Genomic DNA, 24,642 nt, shown 5'->3' with positions numbered 1-24,642 from the left:
TCACGCTCAATCAATTCTTATTGTTTATTTGTAACGACGTCAGGGCGGATGCCGAGTTATTCATTTTAACAAGCAGGGCATCCAGGCTGCCGTATTGGGCTCGCAAAGAGGCTTCATATTTTGCCAGCTGCGCGCTGGCCGTCGCCGTTTTTTGAGTGAGGCTGCGCAAATCTGAATTCAACACATCTTCTCGTTGTGCCAGCATGCCGCCACTCTTGGTGTACTCTTTCAACCCTGTGTTCAGGGTGGCTGCCAGGCCCTTGTCCCCACCAAACAGCGCTACAACCTGGTCGAAGTTCTTGTCGACGGCCTCGCCAAACTTCGTCTTGTCGAGAGACAGCTTGCCCTTGTTATCCATCTTGACGCCGATCTCGAAGATGGTGGAATAGGTACCGCTGTTCTGGGAAGGGCTGACCAGTAGATTACTCATGAAAGATTCGATGGCTCGGGTGGTCGAATCACCGGCCAGGGCGCCACCATCATCCTGTTTCACCCCCCCCACGAAGGTGCCACGCTTGCCCAGGGTGCCCATGCTGTCTTGCAGGGTGTTGTAACCGTCTACGAACTGCTGGACAAGTTCCTGAATAGAGGTCTTGTCGGTCGTGATATCGACCTTGTTTGACTTCAGTGCTCCCGACGTGGTGCTGTCTTTGTCCAGGTCCGAGACGCGCAACACCGTTATCTTGAGATCCTGGACGGAGTCGTCAAAGGTATTGGTATCGCTCTTGAGGGTGTTGCCATCCACGACAATTTCGGCACTGCTGGCCGGCCGTGTCTGGCTCATGACACCTCCCCCCGCCTCGAAGATACCGAGCTCGGCGGTACTCCCGGTGATGGTCAGATCCTTGCCATCTCCTGATACACCGGAGTCAATCATCAGCTTGGCCTTGCCATCGGCGGTATTGACGATGTTGACACTGAGCCCAAAGTTGTCACCATTGCTGTTGATGTTCTTGCGGATGTCTTGCAAGGTATCGCCGGCTTTCACATCCACCTTGAAGGTCTTGTCGCCGGCCTTGAACGTCAGTTGACCATCCTGAGTGACCAACGGGGTGGTTGAGCTGTCGAAGGTCCCTTCCTGACGACTCGTCTGCGCCAACTTGTTGACGGTGATGTTGTATTGACCGTTGGAAGCGCCTGACTTGCTCTCCACCTTCAGCACGGGATCGTCCTTGCTTTGGGTGATGTTGATGGCGCGCTTGTTGAAAGCGCCGGGGGCACTCAGTTTGTCGAGGATGTCGGTGAAGGCGGAGAGAGAGGATTTGAGCTGGCCTATGCCAGACAAGGTGATCTTGGTACTGTTTTGTTTGGTGATGATCGGTTGCTGCAACTGGGCTTTCTTCGCCGCCACACTCGCCGAAATCACGCTTTCAAGATCGAGTCCAGAACCCGCCCCTGCAGAGGTAATCGCCATACATCCTCCTGTCTATCAACTTAAAAAATAGGGTCAAACCTGACCATCGAACAGCAGCCCCGGGAGACTGGCCAGATTGCCACTCGCCTGCTCCATAGCCTGTAACCTCTTGTTCATCAAGAGCATTTCCTCACTCGGGATCTGGCGAATAACCTGCTTGGTATCCGCGTCTATCACCTTGATCACCGGTTGTTCGAGTTCGGGGACCAGAGTGAAATTGATTGTCCATCCCTTCAACTTGCTCAAACTATCCAATCTTTCTTGCAATTCTTGGGCCTGTTTTTCTATATAGGCCTTATCTATACGCGACTCTGCTGGTTTGGTATGCGCCGGCGGATCCTGCGATACCTTGGCTGTCGGCTCGACACTTGCCTGTTCGACCGAGTTATCCCCACCTGATGCGGGAGAAACAGTCATGGCGGCCTGAGGGCCGCCATGTTGAGTGAGCGTCGAAGTAACAGAAGGCAAGGTTATCGATTCATTGGCCATCTGCTGCTCCTTATATCAGTGGCTGAAGATGGTACCGGCTTAGCCCAGCAGCGATAGGGCCGACTGCGGACGCTGGTTGGCCTGGGCCAGGATGCTGGAGGCCGCCTGTTGCAGAATATTCTGCTTGGTCATATTGGCGGTCTCGGTCGCAAAGTCTGCATCACGGATACGGGAGCGCGCGGCACTGACGTTTTCCGAGATGTTGGACTGGTTGCGAATGGTCGAATCCAGCCGGTTCTGCACCGCACCCAGCTCGGCACGCTTGCCATCGACCACACCCAGCATGGAATCGACGGCAGCCAATACGTTTTGAGCCGCGCTCTGGGTGGCAATGTTAATGCCACCTGCACTGCCGCCAACGAAAATAGCTGACACCAGCACGGTACCGCCAGTGGCGGTCGTGATTGACGTGCCCGCAGCAGCGGCAATGCCCGAGATACTGAAGCCTGCAGACTGATTCAGGCTAAAGCCGATGGTCTGGTTGGCATCGGCGCCCACCTGGAAGGAGCCGCTGTAGTTGCCATCCAGCAACTTGGTGCCGGCGAAGGTGGTGTCTGTAGAGATGCGGTTGATCTCCGATCCCAGCTGATCCACTTCCTTTTGCAGAGCCTCGCGATCCTTGGCGGAGTTGGAGCCGTTGGCGGATTGCTGAGCCAGGGTGCGCATGCGCTGCAGCATGCCGGTCACTTCATCCATGGCGCCTTCCGCGGTCTGCGCCAGGGAGATGCCGTCGTTGGCGTTGCGGTTGCCCTGATCCAGGCCATTGACCTGGGAGGTCAGACGGTTGGAGATCTGCAGACCCGCCGCATCGTCCTTGGCGCTGTTAATGCGCAGACCGGACGCCAGGCGGGTGTACGAGGTATCCAACGACTTGGTGGTGTTCATCAAGTTACGCTGCGCGTTCAATGATGAAGTGTTGGTATTGATAAACATGGCCATAAAAGATTTCTCCTGATGAACAAGAAACTGCGGACTCTGCTTGTGTCAACACAGTCAGGATCCCACCGTTCAGATGGACAGCTTGAACGGGTCTGTACCATCTGGCGGGTCCTCTGTTTGAACGGACATCAAACCCGCAGTTGCGCAAATGTTGGACTTCCGAACTCCCCTCATTTTGCTTCACATTCTGTAGCGGCATTTTCAACAAAAGCTTTAGGAGATTTATTGCCGCCCTCATCAACCCAGAGGTAAATACTCGCCGCCCGGCGTGATCTGGTTGACGAAACATCACACCGTAAGACCGCTCTGATACGGAGAATAGGCAGCGCGATTGCGGATCAGGACTAGATAGGGAATGGCATGATTTGTGCTTTCTTTATAGGGAGCCGATTTCTCGGCACCCATAAGAAAGGCCGACAGTGTCGGCCAAAGAAGAGCTTACGCTCAGGAGAACAACCTCGAGGGTGACAGAGTGAACGATCTGCGCAACACTCGAGGGGTATACCAATAAGAGAATCATGCTTTCGATAGAACAAGGCGTAAATCCGAACACCCCGTTGTTCCATCTTTCTTACCAGGGCGGCCTGAACAACCGCCCTTTTCTTTTTCTTGGAACTTATCGAGTTAGCCCAGCAGCGACAGGGCCGATTGCGGGCGCTGGTTGGCCTGCGCCAGGATGCTAGAGGCCGCCTGTTGCAGAATATTCTGCTTGGTCATGTTGGCGGTCTCGGTCGCAAAGTCTGCATCACGGATACGGGAGCGCGCGGCACTGACGTTTTCCGAGATGTTGGACTGGTTGCGAATAGTCGAATCCAGCCGGTTCTGCACCGCACCCAGCTCGGCACGCTTGCCATCCACCACGCCCAGCATGGAATCGACAGCGGCCAGCACGTTCTGAGCATTGCTCTGACTGCTGATGCTGATACCACCGGGATTGGAACCGCTGGTGAAAATGGTTGAAACCGCGGTAACGATAGAGCCAGCAGGACCACTGGTAAAATTGGAAGCCGCCGTCGCAATCCCAGAAATACTGAAACCACCGACCTGACTCAGACTGAAACCTATAGTCTGGTTGGCATCGGCGCCCACCTGGAAGGAGCCGCTGTAGTTGCCATCCAGCAACTTGGTACCGGCGAAGGTGGTGTCTGTAGAGATGCGGTTGATCTCCGATCCCAGCTGATCCACTTCCTTCTGCAGAGCCTCGCGATCCTTGGCGGAGTTGGAGCCGTTGGCGGATTGCTGAGCCAGGGTGCGCATGCGCTGCAGCATGCCGGTCACTTCATCCATGGCCCCTTCCGCGGTCTGCGCCAGGGAGATGCCGTCGTTGGCGTTGCGGTTGCCCTGATCCAGGCCATTGACCTGGGAGGTCAGACGGTTGGAGATCTGCAGACCGGCCGCATCGTCCTTGGCGCTGTTGATGCGCAGACCGGACGCCAAGCGGGTGTACGAGGTATCCAACGACTTGGTGGTGTTCATCAAGTTACGCTGGGCGTTCAATGATGAAGTGTTGGTATTGATAAACATGGCCATAAAAGATTTCTCCTGATGAACAAGAAACTGTGGGCTCTGCTTGTGTCAACACAGTCAGGATCCCACCGTTCAGATGGACAGCTTGAACGGGTCTGTTCCACCTGGCGGGCCCTCCGTTTGAACGAACATCGGGCCCACAGTTGCGCAAATGCTGGATTTCCAAGCCCCCTCATTTTGCTTCACGTTCTGTAACGGCAGTCCCATCAGAAGCTTTAGGGTGACCCTATCAATAAAGAGGTTGTCACTCTCCATAATGACGTGATGGCAAAGAGGGCTCTTTATCACTCCCTGACACCCTGCGCTTAATCTGCCATCGAAGGCTGATATCAGGTATCAACGGGGATGGTTAATACGCTCTGATTTATGGTTCATCGTTTTACCGGTACCAATAAGAAAGCCGACGATGTCGGCCGAAGAAGAGCTTACACTCAGGAGGACAGCCTCGAGGTGACAGTGTGAACGGCTGCCAACCTCGAGGCGATATATAAGAGGGTCTCTCTTTCGATAGAACAAGGTGTCAATCCGAACACCCCGTTGTTCCATCTTTCTGATCAGGGCGGCCTGAACAACCGCCCTTTTCTTTTTCTTGGGACTTATCGAATTAGCCCAGCAGCGACAGAGCCGATTGCGGGCGCTGGTTGGCCTGCGCCAAGATGCTGGAGGCCGCCTGCTGCAGGATATTCTGCTTGGTCATGTTGGCAGTTTCGGTGGCAAAGTCCGCATCACGGATACGGGAGCGCGCGGCACTGACGTTTTCCGAGATATTGGATTGGTTACGAATGGTCGAATCCAACCGGTTCTGCACCGCACCCAGCTCGGCACGCTTGCCATCGACCACTTCCAACATGGAGTCGACTGCCGCCAGGACATTTTGAGCATTGCTCTGACTGCTGATGCTGATACCACCGATGTTAGAGCCACTGGTAAACACACTGCCAACCGGCGCGCCACCTGCTGCAGTCACCGCAGTCGCAATGCCTGAAATGCTGAAACCGCCAGCCTGGCTCAGGCTGAAGCCAATGGTCTGGTTGGCATCGGCCCCCACCTGGAAGTTGCCGCTGTAGTTGCCATCCAGCAACTTGGTGCCGGCGAAGGTGGTGTCTTTGGAGATACGGTTGATCTCGGAGCCCAGCTGATCCACCTCTTTTTGCAGGGCCTCACGATCCTTGTCGGAGTTGGAGCCGTTGGCGGATTGCTGAGCCAGGGTGCGCATGCGCTGCAGCATGCCGGTCACTTCATCCATGGCTCCTTCCGCGGTCTGCGCCAGGGAGATGCCGTCGTTGGCGTTGCGGTTACCCTGATCCAGACCGTTGACCTGAGAGGTCAGACGGTTGGAGATCTGCAGACCCGCCGCATCGTCCTTGGCGCTGTTGATGCGCAGGCCGGATGCCAGGCGGGTGTACGAGGTATCCAACGACTTGGTGGTGTTCATCAAGTTACGCTGCGCGTTCAATGATGAAGTGTTGGTATTGATAAACATGGCCATAAAAGATTTCTCCTGATGAACAAGAAACTGCGGGCTCTGCTTGTGTCAACACAGTCAGGATCCCACCGTTCAGATGGACAGCTTGAACGGGTCTGTACCATCTGGCGGGTCCTCTGTTTGAACGGACATCAAACCCGCAGTTGCGCAAATGTTGGACTTCCGAACACCCCTCATTTTGCTTCACATCCTGTAGCGGCATTTTCAACAAAAGCTTTAGGAGATTTATTGCCGCCCTCATCAACCGAGAGGCAGATACTCGCCGCTCGGCATGATGCGGTTGACGAAGAGTTGCGCCGTAAGACCTCCCTGATGTGGAGAATGCACACAGGGATTGCAGATCAGGGCTAGATCGAGAATGGCATGGTTTGTGCTTTGCTTTATGGGACGTCAGTTTTCTGGCATCCATAAAAAAGGCCGACAGTGTCGGCCAAAAAGAGCTTACGCTCAGGAGAACAACCTCGAGGGTGGCAGAGTGAACGATCTGCGTAACACTCGAGGGCTATATCATTAAGAGAATTTCTCTTTCGATAGAACAAGGCGTAAATCCGAACACCCCATTGTTCCATCTTTATTACCAGGGCGGCCTGAACAACCGCCCTTTTCTTTATTCTTTAATTACCGCTTAATTCTGCAGCAGGGAGAGTGCGGACTGTGGACGCTGGTTGGCTTGCGCCAGAATGCTGGAAGCCGCCTGTTGCAAAATGTTCTGTTTGGTCATATTGGCGGTCTCAGTCGCAAAATCTGCATCACGAATACGGGAACGCGCGGCACTGACGTTTTCCGAGATATTGGACTGGTTGCGGATGGTCGAATCCAACCGGTTTTGCACCGCACCCAGCTCCGCACGCTTGCCATCGACCACGGTCAAAAGGGAGTCAACTGCGGCCAATACGTTTTGAGCAGCGCTCTGGGTAGCGATGTTAATACCACCAGCACTGCCGCCAACGAAAATAGTTGACACCAGCATAGCGCCAGTAGCAGTCGTGATTGACGTGCCAGCTGCAGCCGCAATTCCGGAGATGCTGAAACCATCGGCCTGGCTCAGGCTAAAACCGATAGTCTGGTTGGCATCGGCCCCCACCTGGAAAGTACCGCTAAAAGAGCCATCCAGCAGTTTGGTACCCGCAAAGGTAGTCGCGCTAGAGATACGGTTGACCTCAGCCCCCAGTTGATCTACCTCTTTTTGCAAGGCTTCACGATCCTTGGCGGAGTTGGAGCCGTTGGCGGATTGTTGGGCCAGGGTGCGCATGCGCTGCAGCATGCCGGTCACTTCGTCCATGGCGCCTTCTGCGGTCTGCGCCAAAGAGATGCCATCGTTGGCGTTGCGGTTGCCCTGATCCAGGCCGTTGACCTGGGAGGTCAGACGGTTGGAGATCTGCAGACCGGCCGCATCGTCTTTTGCGCTGTTGATGCGCAGACCTGAGGCCAGCCGAGTGTAAGAGGTATCCAGGGATTTGGTGCTGTTCATCATGTTACGCTGAGCGTTAAGCGATGAAACGTTGGTATTGATATACATACTCATGACTATTCTCCTAAGCTATTAAATTTTATCTTTAATTCACTCAGGCTTTATTTTGTTCGTGCCTGATATGTTTAGTTAACGGCGCTCTTTGGTGAGACTTTAATTTGTTTTTTACAGCCTTCATGGCCGTAATTGCCGCCTAACCTATATATCGGCCTGTATTTCTCAGCCTTGAGAAAAAAGTTCAGGATTTTTTGTGGCGACTCCGAAGCCGCCCTCCTCGGCCAAGAGCCATCTCCCCCTCCGATGGGTGGGGAACGGTCATTTCGCCAGCACCTCCTGACCACAAGCCCCTGGAAACTAGGCCTGGCTCCCATTTTTACACTCCAGGATTGCTCACTCGCCTGACTTGCCCCTAAAATCGCCGCCCCATCATCTATCGGACGTGAGTTGTTCTCCATGCAGACACTGGTTGAGCAGATTGTTTACATCAGCGACATGTTTGGTACTGCGGTCTTCGCGTTCTCCGGGGTACTGGTGGCCGGCAGGCTGCGCATGGATGGCTTCGGTGTCATGGTATTGGCGGCGGTGACCGCCATCGGCGGGGGCACCATACGTGACATGATCCTGGGAGCCACCCCGGTGTTCTGGGTGCGCGACCCTCTCTATATCTGGGTGGTCATCGCCACGGCGCTGATTGGCATGTGGATGGTCAAGCTGCCAAGGCGCATGCCCTGGTACGTGCTGCCGGTGGCGGATGCCTTCGGCCTGGCCCTGTTCACCGTGATCGGGGCACAGAAGGCGCTGAACTTCGGCACCCCGGGCCTGATTGCGGTGCTCATGGGCACCATGACAGGGGTGGCGGGCGGCATGATCCGGGATGTGCTGGCGCGGGAGGTCCCCATGGTGCTGCAGAAGGAGATCTATGCCACCGCCTGCATCCTGGGGGGCATCCTCTACACGGTGGCACTGGAGTGTGACGTAGACAGGGTCGCCGCCATGCTGATCAGCATGCTCGGGGTGTTCGGTTTGCGGGTGGCGGCCATCTACTGGCACCTGTCGCTGCCCACCTTCTCGCTGCAACGCCACTGAACCCGCCCTGGATGAGCGATATCGCACTCCCGGACAGGTAGCATTGAACCAAGCCGGCTTTTCTGTTGTCATACAGTGGTCGTTTTAAGCCGGAATACCTCATGCAAAAACTTGGGCTCATTACCACGCTAGTTCTGATGACGGTGGCGGCGGCTCATGCCAGCGCACAGGTCCTGTTCGGCCGCCTGGCCTCGACGCCGGTGCAGCAGTTCAACCAGCAGATCCGTCAGGCGAACAGCAGCCAGCAGGGTTGGGTCAACGACTATCGTGAAGTGGCGCGACGTTTCGTCGGCCATAGCGACGTTCCCAGTCGCATCCACGCACAGCAACTGGATAATGATCTGGTGCTTTCGGTGGCCCTCGATGGCAACAAGAGTGACATGATCTATATCCTGACCCTGTTCCGCAGCAACAATCTGTGGCAGATGCGTCAGGCCGAGATGGGCTGGCGTTGCCAGGGCCAGGAGACCTTTACCCCAGTGCCCTGCCCCTGAGCGGCTACCTCTGTGAAATAAAAAAATCCGGCACTTGGCCGGATTTTTTTATTTGGCGGCAATCCCACCGTTAAGGGCGATAGACCTTCACATTGTCAAAGCCCTGCTCCTTCAGATAGAGCGCCTGCAGCTTGCTCATCACGCCGCGATCGCAGTAGAGCAGATAGGTCTGCTCCTTGGGCAGATCACCAAAGGTGGTCGCCAGCTTGAAGAAGGGCAGATGTATCACCTCGCGTCCTTCCACCACCAGCGGCTTCTCATCACGCTCATCGCTGGAGCGGATGTCCAGAATGACTTCGCCTGCGGCCAGCTCCTGGGTGGTCTCCACCTCTTGCACCTGAGCTGTGGTCTCCTCGCCGATGCGGCGGATATCGAGATAGCGCGCCTCACTCACCACCTTGTCCAGGATCGCGAAGTCGAAGTTGCCCTCTTCCGCCTCGATGTTGGACAGCACGGCCTTGATGGTCGGCTTCTTGGAGATGACGCCGCAATATTCCGGCATGGTCTCGGCGAACTCCAGGGTACCGATGCGGCGCGCCTCGCTGATGATGTCCGGCTTGTCCCAGGTGATGAGCGGACGCAGGATCACCTTGTCGGTCACCCGGTCGATCACATTGAGGTTGGTCAGCGTCTGGCTGGATACCTGACCCACGCACTCACCGGTTACCAGCGCCGGGATCTGGAAGGTTTCCGCGACCTGGCCGGCGGCGCGCATCATCATGCGCTTGAGCACCACCCCCATCTGACCGTTGTCGATCTTCTCGAGGATCTCGGCCACCACGGGCTCGAAGTCGATGGCGGTGAAACGCACCTTGTGGGAGGCACCGAACTTGCTCCACAGGTAGTAGGCCACCTGCTTCACGCCGATCTCGTGGGCGGCCCCCCCCAGATTGAAGAAGCAGTAGTGCACCCGGCAGCCGCGCTTGATGAACTGGTAGGAGGCCACGCCGGAGTCGAAGCCGCCAGAGATCAGGCTCAGCACATCTTCCTGAGTCGCCATGGGGAAGCCGCCCATGCCGTGGTGGACGGCGCTGATGATGTAGAGCTCATCGTTTTCCACCTCCAGATTGACCTGGATATCGGGCTTCTTGAGGCGCACACCGGCGGTTTCGCAGTGCTGGTTGAGACCACCGCCCACGTAGCGCTCAAGCTCCAGGGAGCTGAAGTCGTGCTTGCCGACCCGACGGGCCCGTACGCAGAAGGTCTTGCCCTTGAGGCGATCGCCCCAGACCGCACGGGTCTGTTCGAAGATGTCGTGCAAGTCGGTGAAGTTGCTCAGTTTCACTTCGAGGAAGTACTGGATGCCGGGGATGCAGGCCAGGGTCTCCAGGTACTGGGCGTGGAACTGATCATTGCGGGAGCTCACGACCAGCTTGTCCCAGTCCATCCGTACGCGGGCATCGTCGTCGAAGCGGCGCAACACGTTACGGATGTTGCCCTGCAGCATCTTGGTGAAGCGCTGACGCACTGACTTGCTCTTGATGGTGATTTCCGGGAACAGCTTGATAATGAACTTCATGATGATGACTCGGGTGGCCTCGATTTAAGGGCGCGAATTATATCAGAAGTTTAGGGTCAGCGCCTACTGGCTGAGCACCGGCTCACATTTCCCCACGCAATGTTTGCGACGCGGCGGCCTTCTTGCGTATATTCCCGAGCCTGCGCCTTGGCAACATGCTCGACAACAGATCGATTCGATGAAGACCTATATCTACTACCCCGGAATGGAAGTACGGGACGAGCTCTGGCTCAAGTTTGCCCTGATCTACCTGGAGCGGCTCGCCTTCGTCTTTACCGTGAGTGAGAAGAGCGGCCTTACCGCCCTGCTGGAGCGCCTGCGCCAGCAGACCGATCTGCTGGCCGAGCGGCCGGATGCCAGCTTCTTTGCGGCCATCACCCCGCAGCTGGAGAGCCAGCTCGGCGGCCTCCTCGCCCCCGATTTCGCCCGCCACAAGGTATTTGGCAACCGGGAGCTCATCGACCGCTGGCGTGCGAGCCCCAACCACGACTGCTTCTGCCCGGCCCAGGCCGGGCTGGAGCGGCTGCACGGTTTCTGCCTCGCGGCAGGCTTCGCCAGCCAGGACGAGGGCGGGATCAGGATGGCGCGGCGCTTCGCCAATCTGCTCTCCATGCGCCTCGCCCGTGAGTGGGCACTCGCCAATGAGGGGGCGCTCATCACCGATCACGACTACCTGGATCGCCTGTTGCACCTGCTGGAATCCCGCTACCACCACAGAGGCGGCCAGGATTGCTTCCATCTCGAGATCCCGTTGCAAGTGCCCACTCACCTTGGCGAGATAGCCTTTGACGAGTTGATCGCCCTGCGCGCCCGCAGCGGCTTTCGCCAGCAACTGGCCGAATTCCACCAGGCGCTCGATGCCCTGCTCGCCATGCTCGGCAGCGGTTATGCCGAGCCCGCCGTGCTGACCCGCTTCGAGCAGGCCCAGCAAGGGCTCAATCTGCTGCTGGGGGGCGAGACCCTCAGCCTGCCGCTCACCACGCTGATTAGCACCGGCTTGCCGGCCATGGCGATGATCCATCGGCTCAAGGAAAGCCATCCGGACACAGGGCTCGTCTTCCACCCCATCAAGAAGAGCCACTTCCACCAGCGCAAGAGCCAGCACTTCTTCACCCGGCTCGGTCAGGTCAAACCCTGACCCACGCAGCAGCCCATATACCCTCACTCGACCGGGTCGGGCCAAGTCCAGCGAAAGTCCCTCCTGCTCAGGAGGGATTCTCCAGTCGAAACTCGATACGATCGCTATTGCCCGCCTCGTCCACCACCACCAGCTGGTAACGGCCCGCCTCGCTCAACACCTGATCCCCGTCCCAACGCAGCCGCTGGCCGTTGAGGAACCAGTGCGGCTTGCCAATCCCGCCCAGCACCCTGGGCTGCAGACGATAGCGCTGACTGCGGATGAGGTTGCCCTCCCCCAGCGCCACTATGCGAATCGGCGCCTGCAGGTCCGCCTCCCGCGCCTCCCCGGCGCAGCCGCTGGCGAGCAGGGCCCCGCGCCGCTCGGCAGGATCCCGCCAGGGCTCCAGCGACAGGGGCCAGAGCGCCCGCCAGGCCGAGTCGCTGGCATTGCCGCAGCGAGCCAGGGTCGGCTTGCCCTCCGCCGTCAGCGCGACCTTGCGCAGCGGCGACGGCCAATCCATGGGATCGGGCAAGGTGGGGGGATCCCGCTCCTCCAGCAGCCAGGCGCGCTGATGCTGCAGGCAGGCCTCCGGCAGGGTGGCGCGCTCACGGCGCCCCAGCGGCCAGCAGATGTTGGCCTCGCTGACGGTATTGGGTTGCACCGGCAAGGGGCTGTTATCCCCCAGCCGTGAATAGACCGAGAGCAGCAGCGGTATGGCCGCACTCTGGCCGTAAAAGCCGGGCAAGGGGGTGCCATCGGGACGCCCCAGCCAGACGCCTAGGGTCCAGCGACCGGACACCCCCAGCGCCCAGCTGTCGCGATAGCCGTAGCTGGTGCCGGTCTTCCAGGCCAGTCGGTTGACCCGCCCGGTCGCCTCGCTGGCGAAGGGCTGATCCGCCCGCCCCTGGGCGCTCAGGATCTGCCAGATGATCCAGGCGGCACCCGGGCTCAGCAGGGGGCGCGAGATGGCCTGCTGGCCCGCCTGCCAGACCGGCATCGCCACCTGCCCCTGCCGGCTGAGGGCACTGTAGAGCGCCACCAGCTGCTCCAGCCGGATGCCCGCCGCCCCCAGCGCGATGGCGGGATTGGGTTTGTCGGAGAGCGCCAGCCGCACGCCGGCGTTGTCCAACCGGTTGACCAGGGTGTCGGGGCCCAGCGCCTCCAGCACCTGCACCGCCGGCACGTTGAGGGATTGCTGCAACGCCTGGGTCAGGGTGACCGGCCCCTGGAAGGCGCCGCTGAAGTTGGCGGGTCTGTAGTCAGAGCCGAGGCGCGGCGCATCGGAGAGCAGTGAGCCCCCGTGCACCAGCCCGGCATCCAGCGCCAGCCCATAGATGAACGGCTTGAGGGTGGAGCCGGGGGAGCGGATCGCCTGCACCATGTCGAGGTAGCCGTGGCGCCGCAGGTTGCCGTACTCGGCGCTGCCCACGTAGGCGCGCACCGCCATGGTCCTGTTGTCCACCAGCAAGAGCGCCGCCGAGGTCTGCTCCGGGAAGCGGCGGATATAACTCTCCACCCGAGCCTCCAGCCAGCGTTGCAGATCCCCGTCTATGGTGGTGTGCACCAGGGCGCCCGGCTGACTGCTGGCGGCGAGGCGCGCAAACAACGGCGCCTCCATGGGGGTGAAATGGCCCCGCGCCAGCACCGGCTCGATGCGTCCCTGAGTCCAGACGCTCTCGGGCCAGGCCCCCTGCTTGACCAGCCGCAGCATCACCTTGTCGCGGGCGGCGCGCGCCCGCTCGGGGTGGCGATCCGGGCGGTAACGGCTCGGCGCCTGGGGCAACACCGCCAGCAGGGCGGCCTCGGCATGGCTGAGTTTGGCCGCACTCTTGCCCAGATAGGCAAAGCTGGCCGCCTGCACCCCCTCCAGGTTGCCGCCGAAGGGGGCCCGGTTGAGGTAGACGGTGAGCAGGGTGCGCTTGTCATAGTGCCACTCCAGCTGCAGCGCCCGCGCCATCTGGCGCAGCTTGCCCGGCACACTGCGGTGATAGGGCTCGATCAGCCGGGCCACCTGCATGGTGAGGGTCGAGCCGCCGGAGACCGCCCGCCCATAGCGCAGCCACTGCCAGACCCCGCGCACCATGGCCACCGGATTGACCCCGGGATGTTGCCAGAAGTGGCGATCCTCGTAGCCGAGCAGCGCCTCGATGTAGCGGGGGGAGACCTGCGCCAGGGTCACCGGGTAGCGCCACACCCCGCTGGTGTCGGCGAAGGCTCGCAGCGGTCGCCCCTGCATGTCGAGCACCACCCGCGCATAGGCGGGATCCAGCGGTGGCGGCGGGAAGAGGCGATCCAGCGTCAGCAACAACAGCAGCAGACCGCACAGGCCGCCGCCGGTGATCCGCAGCCAACGGGGCCAGCGTGACCAGGCACGCCACCCCTTGCGGACGAGCGCCAGACCCCGCTGGTTGGCCGGACGGCTCGCGTCCGGCGATGGCGCCTTATTCAGAGATGATCACCTCGTGGATATCCTGTCCCACCGCGCGCAGTTCGGGGCGGTACATGTCCTCCACCTGGGTCGGCGGCACCCGATAACGGCCCGGCGTCACCGCCCGCATCAGGTAGACCAGCTGCTGGTTGCTTCCCTCGCTCAGATCCAGCGCCGCCGTGTAGCGATCGTCTCTGTACTCCTGATGCTTGAGGTAGTCGTTCCACTCGCTCTGCCAGGCCGGTTTGCCTTCGATGCTAAGCTCCTCCAGCTTGATGCTGTTGCCAAGGGCCGGATTTTCCAGCTCGAACCCCGCCGGCAGCATCTCCACCAGCAGGGCGTCGGGCACCGCCTGCTCGCTCGCCACGTTGAGTCGCACCACCACCAGATCACCGACCCTGACCTTGGCGGGATCGAAGCGCTGACCCTCGGCATTGAACCAGCTGCGGGTCACGCTCATCCCCTGGCTGATACGCTCGGGCGCCTGCTCCGGGTAGCCGATCAGGGTGCGCTGCACATAGAGGGAGCCCTTGCCCTCGTTGGTGACGCTGGTCACCCCCAGCGCCTCGGGCGCCCCTAGCTGTGCGCTGGCCCGGCCGGCCAGGGGTTGCCCACCGGTGGCCGAGCCCAATTTGGCCTGCCAGTCGGTGGCGGGATCGGCCTGCGCCAGCCGCAGCAGGGCGAGCCGCTCCTGGGTGCTGAGCCACTGGCGATGGGCCAGCAGCTCGGCCAGCCTGGCGCTCAGCTCGGGCCAGCGCTCGGAGGCCAGCCGGTGCTGGCGCAGCAGGGCGAGTTCGAGGGCCCCGTCCCGCAGCGGCGAGCCGTAATCCCCCAGATAGTCATCCCCGCGCTCGACGCCGAGCGCCTGGGTCAACGCCTTGGCGGCGCTCTGCTCATCCCCCATGGCCGACAGGGCCAGGGAGAGGTGCAGCAGCGGCAGGCCGGAGCGGGCGTGATCCGCCTGCTGCTCCCAGATGAGGCGCAGGGCGGAGAGCGGTGCCTTGCCCACCCGCGCCAGCACGAAGGCGCTGTAGGCCTGATAGGCCAGGCGGCTGTGCTCGGGGGCGCTGCTCCAGCGCTCCCCATACTGGCTGTCGGTGAGGTAGCTCTGCAGGCGACCCAGCGCCTGATTGAGCATGGCCTCCGGCACGGCCTCGCCGGCCTCCTTGCGGGTCAACAGGTAGTCGGCGGCATAGGCGGTGAGCCACTGCTCCTCGTCGGAGCGGCCATCCCACAGGCCGAAGCCGCCACTTGGCAGCTGCAGCCGTTGCAGACGCTGCAACAGGGCCCGCTGCACCTCGGCTTCGCTCAGCGGTTTCTCTGTCTTGGGCAGATTCTGTGACCAGGCCTCCCGCTCGGCGGCGGTGCTGAGCTGATAGGGCCAGGCGCGCGACAGGGTCTGCTCCAGGCAGGCATAGGGGTATTGCGCCAACGCCTGCCACTGGGCCGCCGGATCCCAGGGCGGGGTACCGGAGAGACTCAACAAGCCTTGCAGATTGGCGGGATCCAGCCCCGCCAGCTCAGCCAGGGCAAAACTCATCTGCTGCGCCGGCACCAGCATCTGGTAGCGCTGACGCGTCTGCGCCGGCCAGGGGGAGCGCAGCGGCAGCGACCAGTCGCGGCTCACGGCAAAGTCCTTGCCGCTGGCAGCCAGCTGCAGGCGGGCCACCCCGCTCGCCCCGGTCACGGTGAGCGGCAGCGTCAGCCAGCGCTCCTCGCCATTCTTGAGGTTGAGGGTCTCGGGCAATTCGCCCCCCGCCTGCAAGCCCCCACTCAGGGTCCAGGCCAGCGACAGGCTCTGATCCGCACCGCTCATGTTGCGCAGCTGCACCAGGGCCCGGGTCTCATCCCCCCTGGCGCCGAAGCGCGGCCAGCCTATCTCGGCCACCAGGGGCGCCACCACCTTGACGGCGCGCTCCGCCTGGCCGACCTGCTGCTCGTTCCAGGCCAGCGCCATCAGCGCCAGCTCACCGTTGAAGTTCGGCAGCTCGAGCGGAATGCTCGCCTTGCCAGCCCCATCGAAGCTCACCTCGCCACTCCAGAGCGCGGCGATCTCGACCCGGCTCTCCAGCGCCCCGCCTTTCTTGAGGGCCGGCGCATCGCCACCGTAGCTGAGGCGAGCCAGCTTGCCGTCCTGAGGCGGGATCACCTGACCGTAGTTATCGAACAGATCCTGGGCGAAGCGCTTGCGCCCGAAGAAGATCTCGAACGGATCGAGGGGCTTGTAATCGCTGATGTTGAGCACCCCTCGATCCACCGCCGCCAGCACCACCCGGCCCTGACTGTTCGGCGTCGAGGTCACCGCCACCTCGAACCGGGTGAGCGGCACCGCCTTGTCCGCTGCACTCAGGGTGAGCGGCAGGCGACGGGACTCTCTGTCCAGCACCAGGGGCACCAGACCGACAGAACGCAGACTCTGCACGCTTTGCTGGCTTATTGGCACCGACTCGCTGTCGGGGGCGGCGATCTGCGCCGAGATATGCAGGTCATGACGTTGCCACTCGGGGCTGACGGGGATCTCGAACTCGCCGCGCCCCTCCTTCAACTCGATGCGCTGCCACCAGCGCAGGCCGTCGCCATCCTCCACCAGCAGCAGCCCCTTGCCGGGACGGGGCGCCACAAGCGTTACCCTTGCCTTGTCGCCGGCCTGATAGGCCCGCTTGTCGAGGCTAATGGCAATCTTGTCCGGTCGAGCCTGCTCGCCACCGCCGCCCCAGGCGTAGCTGCCGATCTCTACCCTCAGGCTGGATTGATGGCCCTGGCTGTTTTCCACCTCGAGCCGATACCAGCCAGCGGCCAGTGGCAGGCTGAGCCTGGTCGGCTCCTTGCCATCCAGTTGCAGGCTCTGCTCCTGCTCCAGATAGGGCTGGCTGTTGAATTCATACTTCCACCCCTCCCCACCCGCGTAGTGCCAGTAGTAGTCCCGATACTCGTTGATGAGGCGCACCTTCACCTCACCGGCCACCGGCTGGCCCTGCTCATCGAGGTTGAGGATCTGGAAGGGCAGCGGCGCGCCCCCCTCCACCCTGTCTGCCACGAAGTCCGCCTTGAGGGCCGGCCACTGGCTCCCCTCGGGCCAACCATACTGGGTGCGGCCACGATTGACCGCACGGCCACCCGGCTCGGACAGGGACACCCGATACGCGACCTCGAGCGGCCCCAGCGCGGCTACGCTCTCCAGCTGATCCCCCAGGGCGACCTGCCCCTGCCCCTTCTCGTCGAGAGTCAGGCTGACGGGCTCCAGCTCCCTGGCCTGTTCGCTCAGCAGCACATCCCCCAGGGTGAAGCCCTGCCACTGGGTGAACGGCATGGTGGCGCGACCTATCTTCACCTCCGCCTTGGCCTTGGTGCCGCTGGCGGGTGCGCCGTAGAGGTAATCCCCCTGCAATGGCAGCGTCAGCGCCGCTTCTTGGGTCAGTAGTTCCCCGTCCGGTCCGCGGCCGAGCTGCAGCTTGAGCCGCTCAGGCAGGAACTCCTCCACCAGGAAGGGCCACTCGAAGCGGCTGCCGGCGGCGGTCTTCAGGGTGATGTTCCAGCGCCCGAGCGGCGCATCCTCCGGCAACCGCAGACCGTAATGGGCGGCGCCGAGATGATCCGGCAGCAGCCGTTTCTGCTCGAGCAGCTGACCGTCCGGCTGTTTCACCTCCAGCTCCACCGCCATGCCCGGCAGCAACTGGCCATCCTGCCCCTTGAGCAGGATCTCGCTGTCGAGCCGCTCGCCGGGACGATAGAGATCCCGGCCGCTGAACAGATAGAGTTGCTGGGCCTGCCAGGGCTGGGTGCCCAGATCGAAGGAGGAGAGATCGAGGGCGGCGCCGTCGAGACGCAGCACCGCCAGATGGCTGCCCTGCTCCGCCAGCAGCAGACGCGCGCCCTGCACCTGTTCGAAGCGGCGATGGCCCTGGGTGTCCGAGCTTTGCACCTGCAGCCGGTTGCCCTTCTCATCGAGCAGGGAGAGCTGCACATCCTTGAGCGGGGCGGCGCTGGCGAGGGAGCTCACGAAGACTTCCAGCTGATCCGGGTAACGGCGTGCGCTGAGCCCCATGTCGCTCACCGCGAAATAGGTGGTCTCCTTGCGCCAGCGGTAGTCACCGAGGGGCGACATCACCGCAAAATAGACCCCGGCCTCGGCCAGTTGCGGCTCCTTCACGTTGATGAGGCGAGTCTCGCGGCGGTTGGGATCCAGCTCCAGGGCGTAGCGGCCGCTGAACACCCGCTTGGCACGGGCCGTGATCTGCTCCAGCTCCCAGTTGCCCATACCGGCACCGGGCCTGTATTCGGCGAGAAAACGCGGCAGATAGTCGGCGTCTACCCGGAAGAAGTCGATGTTGACCTCATCCACGTTGACCCCGTTGATGGGCAGGCGCAGCTCCTGGCGCAACGGCAGCACCATGCCGCTGGCGGCGAAGGAGGCACCGGCCTCCAGCGGCCGGGTCTTGAGGGTCCAGCTCTGGGGGGCAGGGCCCAGACCCGCCTTGAGGGTCACCTCATAACTCTTGTTGGGCTGAACCTGCGGGAAGTAGAGGGTGCGGCCATCCTCGGCCAGGATCCAGTCCCCCTGCACCTGCTTGCCCCCCTCCGTCACCCCGAGCCAGGCTTGCCAGCTCGATCTCGGTGCCAGCGGACCGGAGAAGACCAGCGCCAGCGCCGGTGCATCCCGGTACTGGCGGGCATTGGCCTGGCTGATCTCGGTCGGGGCGCCCGTCTCCTGCCGCGCTGCGGGCGCCTGATTGGCGGGCTCGGGCTTGTCAGGGCCACAGCCTGCCAGGACCAATACCGCCAGCAAGAGCGCAGGCCAGGGGCGCGACAGATGCAAGAGGCGGGAAACGAGGTTGGAATCGGAGAGATACATAGGTTTGGTCCCGGATTGGGTTGCCGCATTCACGGCATAATGGCCAATAGAATAAGGGATCCGGACCGGGTAACACAAAACCCATTTCGGGGTGATCCGCACCGATAACAGTAAGCATCACCCCATGTTGTTTTTAAACAAGCGAGATTTACACATAATCCATACGAATCTCCTTGTTAGATAACTATTTTATAGTTAATGATGTCCACCAGTTTTCTGAACCCAAGCTAAACTGGGAGCTATAGATCGCTTGTGCCGATTTTGGCTACTCTTTATTCTCTGCGCTCGACTACGGGTCGAGCCCAGAGAAGAGAAGAGATGCACAGCGCGAGGTGGGATAAACACTTAATAATTATGATGTTATCTTGACCCCCACCCTGCAGTGAGACTTATCTGTTCCATGGATGAAAACAGGTGACGAGACTCTACAAAACACTCATCTCCATATTGAAATACTTTCTAGCTTATTTTATTGCGACTGCAGTTATCCGCAGGCCTGGACTTAGTGCTGGTCACGGATGGTTGTGCACTCATTACTGATTGGGATAACACCACAATGGAAAATAACGATCTGTCCGTAGTCGAAAAAAGGTTGGTTGCCAGATTCCTGGATATGTTCATCAAGTTCGGTCTTATCCTGGCATTGGGCTCTTTCTGCTTTACCGTATTCTCCCCCTTCATGAACATGATGTTGTGGGCCCTCATTCTGGCGGTCACCCTCTATCCGCTCCACCAGCGTTTTGCCACGCGCCTGGGTGGGAAACAGGGCAAGGCAGCGACCCTGCTGGTCCTGCTGGGGGTATTGCTGATCGTCGCCCCGACCGTCGCCATGCTCAGCTCCCTGGGTGACAGCGTCAGCACCCTGGTCGACAAGGTGAACAACAACACCCTGGTGATCCCGGCGCCTTCCGCCAGCATCGCCGAGATCCCGCTAGTGGGTGGAAAAGTGCACGCCATGTGGCTGAAAGCCTCGATGGATCTGCCCAGCCTGATCAACAGCTACCGCCCGCAGTTGGGCGATCTTGCCAAGCAGGTGGTGGGCATGCTGGCCAGCATGGGTGGTGGCTTGCTGGGCTTTGTCGCCTCCTTCATCGTGGCCGGTATCATGATGGCCTGGGGTGCTCCGGGCGCAGTCAGTGCCGATCGCATCGCCATGCGCATCACCGATGAACGCAAGGGGCTGGCGCTGACCAAGCTCTGCACCAGCACCATCAGGGCCGTGGCTCAGGGCGTCATCGGGGTGGCCTTCATCCAGGCGCTGCTGGCGGGTATCGTCATGTCACTGGCAGGGATCCCGGGCGTCGGCATCTTCTTCATCCTCGCCCTCATCCTGGGCATCGCCCAGGTGCCTGTCATTCTGATAACGGGTCCGGCCATCGCCTACATGTGGGCGACCGGGGATAACGGTACCGTGGCCAACATCATCTACTCCGTTCTGCTGGTCATCGCAGGCATGGCGGACAACGTGCTCAAGCCGCTGCTGCTGGGTCGTGGGGTTGATGCCCCCATGCCGGTAGTGTTGCTGGGTGCCCTTGGCGGCATGGCAACCAGTGGCATCCTCGGGATGTTCATCGGTGCCACCCTGCTCTCCATCGGTTATCGCATCTTCATGGCCTGGGTCAACGAAGGTCCGGCTGCGGCGGATAAAGTGGCTGCGGATAAATAAACGCATGATCCCCGATCGTTACCTTATGCGCCCCCTGCTCACAGGGGGGGCATGTCTGTTGCTGAGCGCCTGTACCGTGCTCGGCCCGGACTATCAGCCCCCCCAGGTCAAGGAGATGGCGGGCTGGCAAAGCGCCAGCGAGAGCCAGTTCAAGGATTCCCCCCGCGCCGCTGATTATCGCCAGTGGTGGACCCAGTTAAATGATCCCGTGCTGAGCGCTCTGGTCGAGGAGGCCCTGGTCAAGAATCCGGATGTGCGGATCGCCGGTTTGCGCATCCTCGAGGCCCAGGCCCAGCTCGGCATCGCCGAGAGCCTGCTCGGTCCTCAAGCCACGGTCGCCAGCGGGGAATGGCTGCAAGCCGGCCAGACACGCAACGGCCACAGCACTTCAGGAAGCAGCTATGGCGCCGCCTTCAACCTGGGTTGGGAGCTCGATTTTTGGGGCAAGTTCCAGCGTGGGGTGGAAGCGGCGGATGCCAACTACTTCGCCACCCTGGCGCAGTACGATGACATCCAGGTCCTGATGATCGCCCAGGTGGCCCAGCTCTATGTGAGCATACGGACAGTGGAGGCCCGCCTTGAGATCGCCCACGAGAACGCCCGTATCCAGCAACGCAGCCTGGAGATCACCGAGCGGCTGTTCAAGAGCGGCAACAACGCCGAGCTGGACGTGCAGCAGGCCAAGACCCAATACCTGGGGACCCTCTCCAGCATTCCACAACTCGAAACCAGCCTGCGCCAGAGCCAGAATGCCCTGAGCACCCTGCTCGCCAGGGTGCCAGGTCCGCTCCCCGAGATGCTCCCCGGCACCGGCGTGATCCCGCAGGGCGAGCTCGCGCTGGTCGCCGAGATGCCTGCCGATCTGCTGCGCCGCCGTCCCGATGTGCGGGTGGCGGAGCGGCAGCTGGCCGCCCAGTCGGCGCTGATCGGGGTGGCCGAGACCGAGCTCTATCCCTCCATCACCCTGCTCGGCACCCTGGGGGTGAGCGCCACCGGCGGTGGCAGCGAGACTTTCTCCTGGGCTGCCGGCCCCGCCATCAGCTGGGATCTGCTGGATCGCGGCCGCCTCAGCAATCAGGTGCTGGTGCAAGATGCCCGCTTCCAGCAACTGCACGAACGCTACCGCGACACCGTGTTCCGGGCGGCCCGCGAGGTGGACGACTCCGCCGTGGCCTATGCCAACGGCCAGGATGAGATCGAGCTGTTGGGCCAAACCGGCGCGGCGGCTCGCCGCTCTCTGGATATCGCCAACACCCAGTACCGCGAAGGGATGGCCGACTTCCAGCGGGTACTCGATTCCCAGCGCGCCCTGTTCAACCAGCAGGAACGGCTGGTCAACAGCCGCGGCGCCCGGATGCGCGATCTCATCACTCTCTACAAGGCACTGGGTGGCGGATGGGAACAGGGGCGACAGCGTCCCCTGGTGACGCCAGAAGTCGATGCCCAGTTCAGGACCAACTCAGATTGGGCGCCCCTGCTCGATGCAACTCAGCCCCAGCCCACGGCTCAGAAGGTAAAATAGAATGACTGACAGTTCCGCTTCCCCCGGCCAGGCCAGCCGCCGCTCCACCCTGGGGCTGCTTGGGCTGATCGTCCTCCTGTTGATCTGGTATCTGCTGGCCGATCGGTTGACGCCCTACAGCTCCCAGGCCAGGGTGCAGGCCTTCGTGGTCCCCGTCGCCGCCGAGGTATCGGGCCAGATCCGCCAGGTCTATGTGAAGGACAATCAGGACGTGTCGGCAGGGGCCTCCCTGTTCGAGATCGATCCCGAACCCTACGACATCGCCCTCGCCAAGGCGCGCTCCGACTACCAGACGGTGCTCAGCAGCGTCAAGGCGAGCGGTGAAGGCATCAAGGCCGCAGAGGCAAGCCTGCAGGCCATGCGCGCCGCCTATGACAATGCGGCCAAGGATGCCGATCGCCAGGAGCGCCTCTATCGGGAAGATCCGGGTGCCATCTCGGTCCGCCGACTCGAGGTCGCCCAGGCCACCCGCGAGACGGCCAAGAGCCAGGTGGCCGCGGCCGAGGCCGATGTGCGCCGCGCCATCGAGGCCGCAGGGGTGAACGGCGAGAACAACTCCCAGTTGCTCAGCGCCCGCTCGGCGGTGCACAAGGCGGAGCTGGATCGGAAGAATACCCTGGTGGTGGCGCCCGGCAGCGGCCTCATCACTGACCTGAGTACCGACGTCGGCCAGTTCATCGGCGCCGGCGCACCGGCCATGACCCTGATCGCCATCCACGACGTCTGGATCTCCGCCGATCTGACCGAGAACAACCTGGCCAACATTCAGCCTGACGATGAGGTCGCCATCCTGCTCGACAGCCTGCCCGGCCGCATCTTCAAGGGCAAGGTGCGCAGCATCGGCTACGGGGTGGGTGATGGTCAGAGTCAGCCGGCGGGGTCGCTGCCGACGGTGGACAACAACCGTGACTGGCTGCGCCAGGCCCAGCGCTTCCCGGTCAAGGTCGCCTTCACCGAAGACGATCTGCCGCCGGTTGCCGCGCTGCGGGTCGGCGGTCAGGCCGACGTGCTGGTCTATGCGGATGAGGGCGGGCTGATGAACCTGTTGGGCGCCCTCTACATTCGCCTGATGAGCCTCTGCTCCTTCCTGTACTGATGAGCCCTATGCATAACGGAGATCGTGCGGTACTCAGGATTGGTGTTGGCATCGCGCTCGCCACCCTGATCTGCTATGGGCTGGCCCTGCCCATGCCACACCTTGGCTGCATCATGGCCTGGGTGGTGCTGTGCCGCCCGGGGGAGCCGCTCGCCCTGCGCAAGGGGCTGGTCGGGGGCCTCATGCTGCTGGCCATCATGGTCGGCGGCGTCTTGCTGGTCCCCCTGCTGACCCACTATGCCCTGGCGGCCGTGCTGCTCATTACCCTGCTGCTCTATCTGCTGATGCAACAGTCGATGGCCGGCAAGGGGGCATCCGCCATGCTGCTCATCATGGCCATCACCGTGATCCCGGTGGCGGGCCTCATCGAGCAGACGCTGGCCATCTCCATCGCTCAGATGATGGGAGTGGGGATACTGATCGGTACCCTGGTCAATCTGCTGAGCCATGCGCTGTTCCCTCCTCAGCCCACGGCCGCCGTGGCGGGCAAGGCCCCCTCTCGCCCGGAGCAGCCAACCCGGCTGGCGATGCGAGCCGTGGTGATAGTGCTGCCGGTCTGGCTGCTGGCACTCGGCAACCCGGCCTTCTACATTCCCGCCGTGATGAAGACGGTGGCGCTGGCGCAGCAGAGCACCTCAATCAATGCCAAACACGCGGGCAAGGAGCTGGTGCTGTCGACCCTGATGGGTGCCCTGCTGGCCTTTGTGCTCTGGATAGGGCTCAGCATCTGGCCCTCCCTGCTGATGCTGGTGCTGATGCTGGGCCTGATGACCCTCTGGCTGGCCAGGCGCCTGGTGCGGCTGGTGCCGGGTCGCTTCCCGCCCTCGTTCTGGAGCAATGCCTGGATCACGGCGCTGATCCTGTTTGGTCCGGCCATCGAAGACAGTGCGACCGGTAAAGACGTCTGGCTGGCGGCCGCGATGCGGTGCGGCCTGTATCTGCTGGTGGCCGGTTATGGCTGGTTGTGCATCGTGACCCTGGAGCGCTGGTGGCCCGTTGGCCGACCGGCGGCAGAAACACAGATAGGAGAGTGATATGTTATCTATTTTGCTGGTCGGCCTCCCCGTGATCCTGGCCAATATGCTGCTGCAGTCCGCGGTGTCCGTCGGGGGCATTCGCTTCTATATCAATCACTTCCATGAAAGGGAAGGGGTGCTGGCCGGGGTGTTGGCCCTGTTTGGCATCATCATCATAGTGCTGACGGGCAACCTGCTGCAGATCACGCTCTGGGGCGCCCTGTTCCTGTGGCTGGGGGAGTTTGCCACCCTGCAGGAGGCCATCTATCACTCCGGTGTCAACTTTGCCACCCTGGGCTATGGCGACATCGTCATGAGCGCACAGTGGAAGCTGCTTGGCCCGCTGGAAGCGGTCAACGGCGCCCTGATGATCGGCCTGTCCGGCGCCAGCATGCTGGCGGTCCTGCAGCATCACATTCGCAAGCAACTCGGCCAGTAGTGCCACGAATAGTGCCTCTCGCCGGGCGTTCGAAAACATAAAAAAGAGGGGAGCCAATGGCTCCCCTCTCTCATTTCA

The 24,642-nt window shown here is 61.6% G+C and carries 17 protein-coding genes; 8 read left to right on the top strand and 9 right to left on the bottom strand.

The genetic code is table 11. The features are described from left to right. Window positions 1-10: 10 nt before the first annotated feature. From fliD to AACW18_RS05890, 6 genes are all read right to left on the bottom strand, one after another. The gene (gene fliD / locus AACW18_RS05915) at window positions 11-1,414 is read right to left on the bottom strand and encodes a flagellar filament capping protein FliD (RefSeq protein ID WP_218290324.1); all 1,404 of its coding nucleotides are present in this window, start codon (window positions 1,412-1,414) and stop codon (window positions 11-13) included. Between the two features lie 33 nt (window positions 1,415-1,447). Continuing rightward, window positions 1,448-1,903 (bottom strand): flagellar protein FlaG, encoded by a 456-nt coding sequence (locus AACW18_RS05910; protein ID WP_256351766.1) that lies wholly within the window; start codon window positions 1,901-1,903, stop codon window positions 1,448-1,450. Window positions 1,904-1,942: 39 nt separating this feature from the next. After that, the gene (locus AACW18_RS05905; RefSeq protein ID WP_042654484.1) at window positions 1,943-2,842 is read right to left on the bottom strand and encodes a flagellin N-terminal helical domain-containing protein; all 900 of its coding nucleotides are present in this window, start codon (window positions 2,840-2,842) and stop codon (window positions 1,943-1,945) included. A 624-nt stretch (window positions 2,843-3,466) separates the two neighbouring features. Then, entirely contained in the window at window positions 3,467-4,372 is a 906-nt protein-coding gene (locus tag AACW18_RS05900; RefSeq protein WP_042651513.1) for a flagellin N-terminal helical domain-containing protein, read from the bottom strand. 601 nt (window positions 4,373-4,973) lie between these two features. Then, complete coding sequence (locus AACW18_RS05895) at window positions 4,974-5,858, bottom strand: flagellin N-terminal helical domain-containing protein (RefSeq protein WP_042651511.1); 885 nt, start codon at window positions 5,856-5,858, stop codon at window positions 4,974-4,976. A gap of 622 nt (window positions 5,859-6,480) precedes the next feature. Then, window positions 6,481-7,380, bottom strand: a complete 900-nt coding sequence (locus AACW18_RS05890; RefSeq protein WP_042651510.1) for a flagellin N-terminal helical domain-containing protein — start codon at window positions 7,378-7,380, stop codon at window positions 6,481-6,483. Window positions 7,381-7,779: 399 nt separating this feature from the next. Here AACW18_RS05890 and AACW18_RS05885 point away from each other — a divergent pair, with 399 nt between their 5' ends. Together AACW18_RS05885 and AACW18_RS05880 are read left to right on the top strand one after the other, a co-directional pair. Further along, on the top strand, window positions 7,780-8,412 hold the full coding sequence (locus AACW18_RS05885) for a trimeric intracellular cation channel family protein (protein ID WP_218290320.1): 633 nt from the start codon (window positions 7,780-7,782) through the stop codon (window positions 8,410-8,412). 101 nt (window positions 8,413-8,513) lie between these two features. Continuing rightward, the gene (locus AACW18_RS05880) at window positions 8,514-8,906 is read left to right on the top strand and encodes a hypothetical protein (RefSeq protein WP_042651508.1); all 393 of its coding nucleotides are present in this window, start codon (window positions 8,514-8,516) and stop codon (window positions 8,904-8,906) included. Window positions 8,907-8,976: 70 nt separating this feature from the next. On the opposite strand, the gene thiI is transcribed toward AACW18_RS05880, so the two are convergent. Then, window positions 8,977-10,425 carry a tRNA uracil 4-sulfurtransferase ThiI gene (gene thiI / locus AACW18_RS05875; protein ID WP_218388081.1) on the bottom strand — a complete coding sequence of 483 codons (1,449 nt, stop codon included), beginning with the start codon at window positions 10,423-10,425 and terminating at the stop codon, window positions 8,977-8,979. Between the two features lie 178 nt (window positions 10,426-10,603). Here thiI and AACW18_RS05870 point away from each other — a divergent pair, with 178 nt between their 5' ends. After that, window positions 10,604-11,563 carry a hypothetical protein gene (locus AACW18_RS05870; protein WP_218388080.1) on the top strand — a complete coding sequence of 320 codons (960 nt, stop codon included), beginning with the start codon at window positions 10,604-10,606 and terminating at the stop codon, window positions 11,561-11,563. Window positions 11,564-11,630: 67 nt separating this feature from the next. On the opposite strand, the gene pbpC is transcribed toward AACW18_RS05870, so the two are convergent. Both pbpC and AACW18_RS05860 read right to left on the bottom strand, forming a co-directional pair. Beyond that, window positions 11,631-13,943 carry a penicillin-binding protein 1C gene (gene pbpC / locus AACW18_RS05865; protein WP_256351806.1) on the bottom strand — a complete coding sequence of 771 codons (2,313 nt, stop codon included), beginning with the start codon at window positions 13,941-13,943 and terminating at the stop codon, window positions 11,631-11,633. Between the two features lie 43 nt (window positions 13,944-13,986). Further along, on the bottom strand, window positions 13,987-18,825 hold the full coding sequence (locus AACW18_RS05860) for an alpha-2-macroglobulin family protein (RefSeq protein WP_218388079.1): 4,839 nt from the start codon (window positions 18,823-18,825) through the stop codon (window positions 13,987-13,989). Window positions 18,826-19,381: 556 nt separating this feature from the next. Here AACW18_RS05860 and AACW18_RS05855 point away from each other — a divergent pair. From AACW18_RS05855 to AACW18_RS05835, 5 genes are read left to right on the top strand one after another with little or no spacing between them, the layout of a single operon-like run. Next, window positions 19,382-20,491 (top strand): AI-2E family transporter, encoded by a 1,110-nt coding sequence (locus AACW18_RS05855; RefSeq protein ID WP_042651504.1) that lies wholly within the window; start codon window positions 19,382-19,384, stop codon window positions 20,489-20,491. 4 nt (window positions 20,492-20,495) lie between these two features. Next, window positions 20,496-22,013, top strand: a complete 1,518-nt coding sequence (locus tag AACW18_RS05850) for an efflux transporter outer membrane subunit (protein ID WP_042651503.1) — start codon at window positions 20,496-20,498, stop codon at window positions 22,011-22,013. A 1-nt stretch (window position 22,014) separates the two neighbouring features. Further along, window positions 22,015-23,109 (top strand): HlyD family secretion protein, encoded by a 1,095-nt coding sequence (locus AACW18_RS05845; RefSeq protein ID WP_042651502.1) that lies wholly within the window; start codon window positions 22,015-22,017, stop codon window positions 23,107-23,109. A gap of 8 nt (window positions 23,110-23,117) precedes the next feature. Next, entirely contained in the window at window positions 23,118-24,143 is a 1,026-nt protein-coding gene (locus AACW18_RS05840) for a DUF2955 domain-containing protein (protein WP_218388078.1), read from the top strand. Between the two features lies 1 nt (window position 24,144). Beyond that, window positions 24,145-24,564 carry an ion channel gene (locus AACW18_RS05835; protein WP_218388077.1) on the top strand — a complete coding sequence of 140 codons (420 nt, stop codon included), beginning with the start codon at window positions 24,145-24,147 and terminating at the stop codon, window positions 24,562-24,564. The last annotated feature ends 78 nt before the right edge of the window (window positions 24,565-24,642 follow it).

Source organism: Aeromonas sp. sia0103 (assembly GCF_963895295.1).
In the GTDB taxonomy this organism is placed as follows: Bacteria; Pseudomonadota; Gammaproteobacteria; order Enterobacterales; family Aeromonadaceae; genus Aeromonas; species Aeromonas encheleia.
This window is presented reverse-complemented; position numbering and strand designations above follow the sequence as displayed.

Bases quoted from the DNA above. Each gene is read 5' to 3' on its own strand.
- AACW18_RS05835 (WP_218388077.1), top strand. From the start codon at position 24,145: ATGTTATCTATTTTGCTGGTCGGCCTCCCCGTGATCCTGGCCAATATG.
- AACW18_RS05860 (WP_218388079.1), bottom strand. From the start codon at position 18,825: ATGTATCTCTCCGATTCCAACCTCGTTTCCCGCCTCTTGCATCTGTCG.
- AACW18_RS05895 (WP_042651511.1), bottom strand. From the start codon at position 5,858: ATGGCCATGTTTATCAATACCAACACTTCATCATTGAACGCGCAGCGT.
- AACW18_RS05885 (WP_218290320.1), top strand. From the start codon at position 7,780: ATGCAGACACTGGTTGAGCAGATTGTTTACATCAGCGACATGTTTGGT.
- AACW18_RS05890 (WP_042651510.1), bottom strand. From the start codon at position 7,380: ATGAGTATGTATATCAATACCAACGTTTCATCGCTTAACGCTCAGCGT.
- fliD (WP_218290324.1), bottom strand. From the start codon at position 1,414: ATGGCGATTACCTCTGCAGGGGCGGGTTCTGGACTCGATCTTGAAAGC.
- thiI (WP_218388081.1), bottom strand. From the start codon at position 10,425: ATGAAGTTCATTATCAAGCTGTTCCCGGAAATCACCATCAAGAGCAAG.
- AACW18_RS05880 (WP_042651508.1), top strand. From the start codon at position 8,514: ATGCAAAAACTTGGGCTCATTACCACGCTAGTTCTGATGACGGTGGCG.
- AACW18_RS05845 (WP_042651502.1), top strand. From the start codon at position 22,015: ATGACTGACAGTTCCGCTTCCCCCGGCCAGGCCAGCCGCCGCTCCACC.
- AACW18_RS05840 (WP_218388078.1), top strand. From the start codon at position 23,118: ATGCATAACGGAGATCGTGCGGTACTCAGGATTGGTGTTGGCATCGCG.
- AACW18_RS05905 (WP_042654484.1), bottom strand. From the start codon at position 2,842: ATGGCCATGTTTATCAATACCAACACTTCATCATTGAACGCGCAGCGT.
- AACW18_RS05870 (WP_218388080.1), top strand. From the start codon at position 10,604: ATGAAGACCTATATCTACTACCCCGGAATGGAAGTACGGGACGAGCTC.
- AACW18_RS05855 (WP_042651504.1), top strand. From the start codon at position 19,382: ATGGAAAATAACGATCTGTCCGTAGTCGAAAAAAGGTTGGTTGCCAGA.
- AACW18_RS05850 (WP_042651503.1), top strand. From the start codon at position 20,496: ATGATCCCCGATCGTTACCTTATGCGCCCCCTGCTCACAGGGGGGGCA.
- AACW18_RS05910 (WP_256351766.1), bottom strand. From the start codon at position 1,903: ATGGCCAATGAATCGATAACCTTGCCTTCTGTTACTTCGACGCTCACT.
- AACW18_RS05900 (WP_042651513.1), bottom strand. From the start codon at position 4,372: ATGGCCATGTTTATCAATACCAACACTTCATCATTGAACGCCCAGCGT.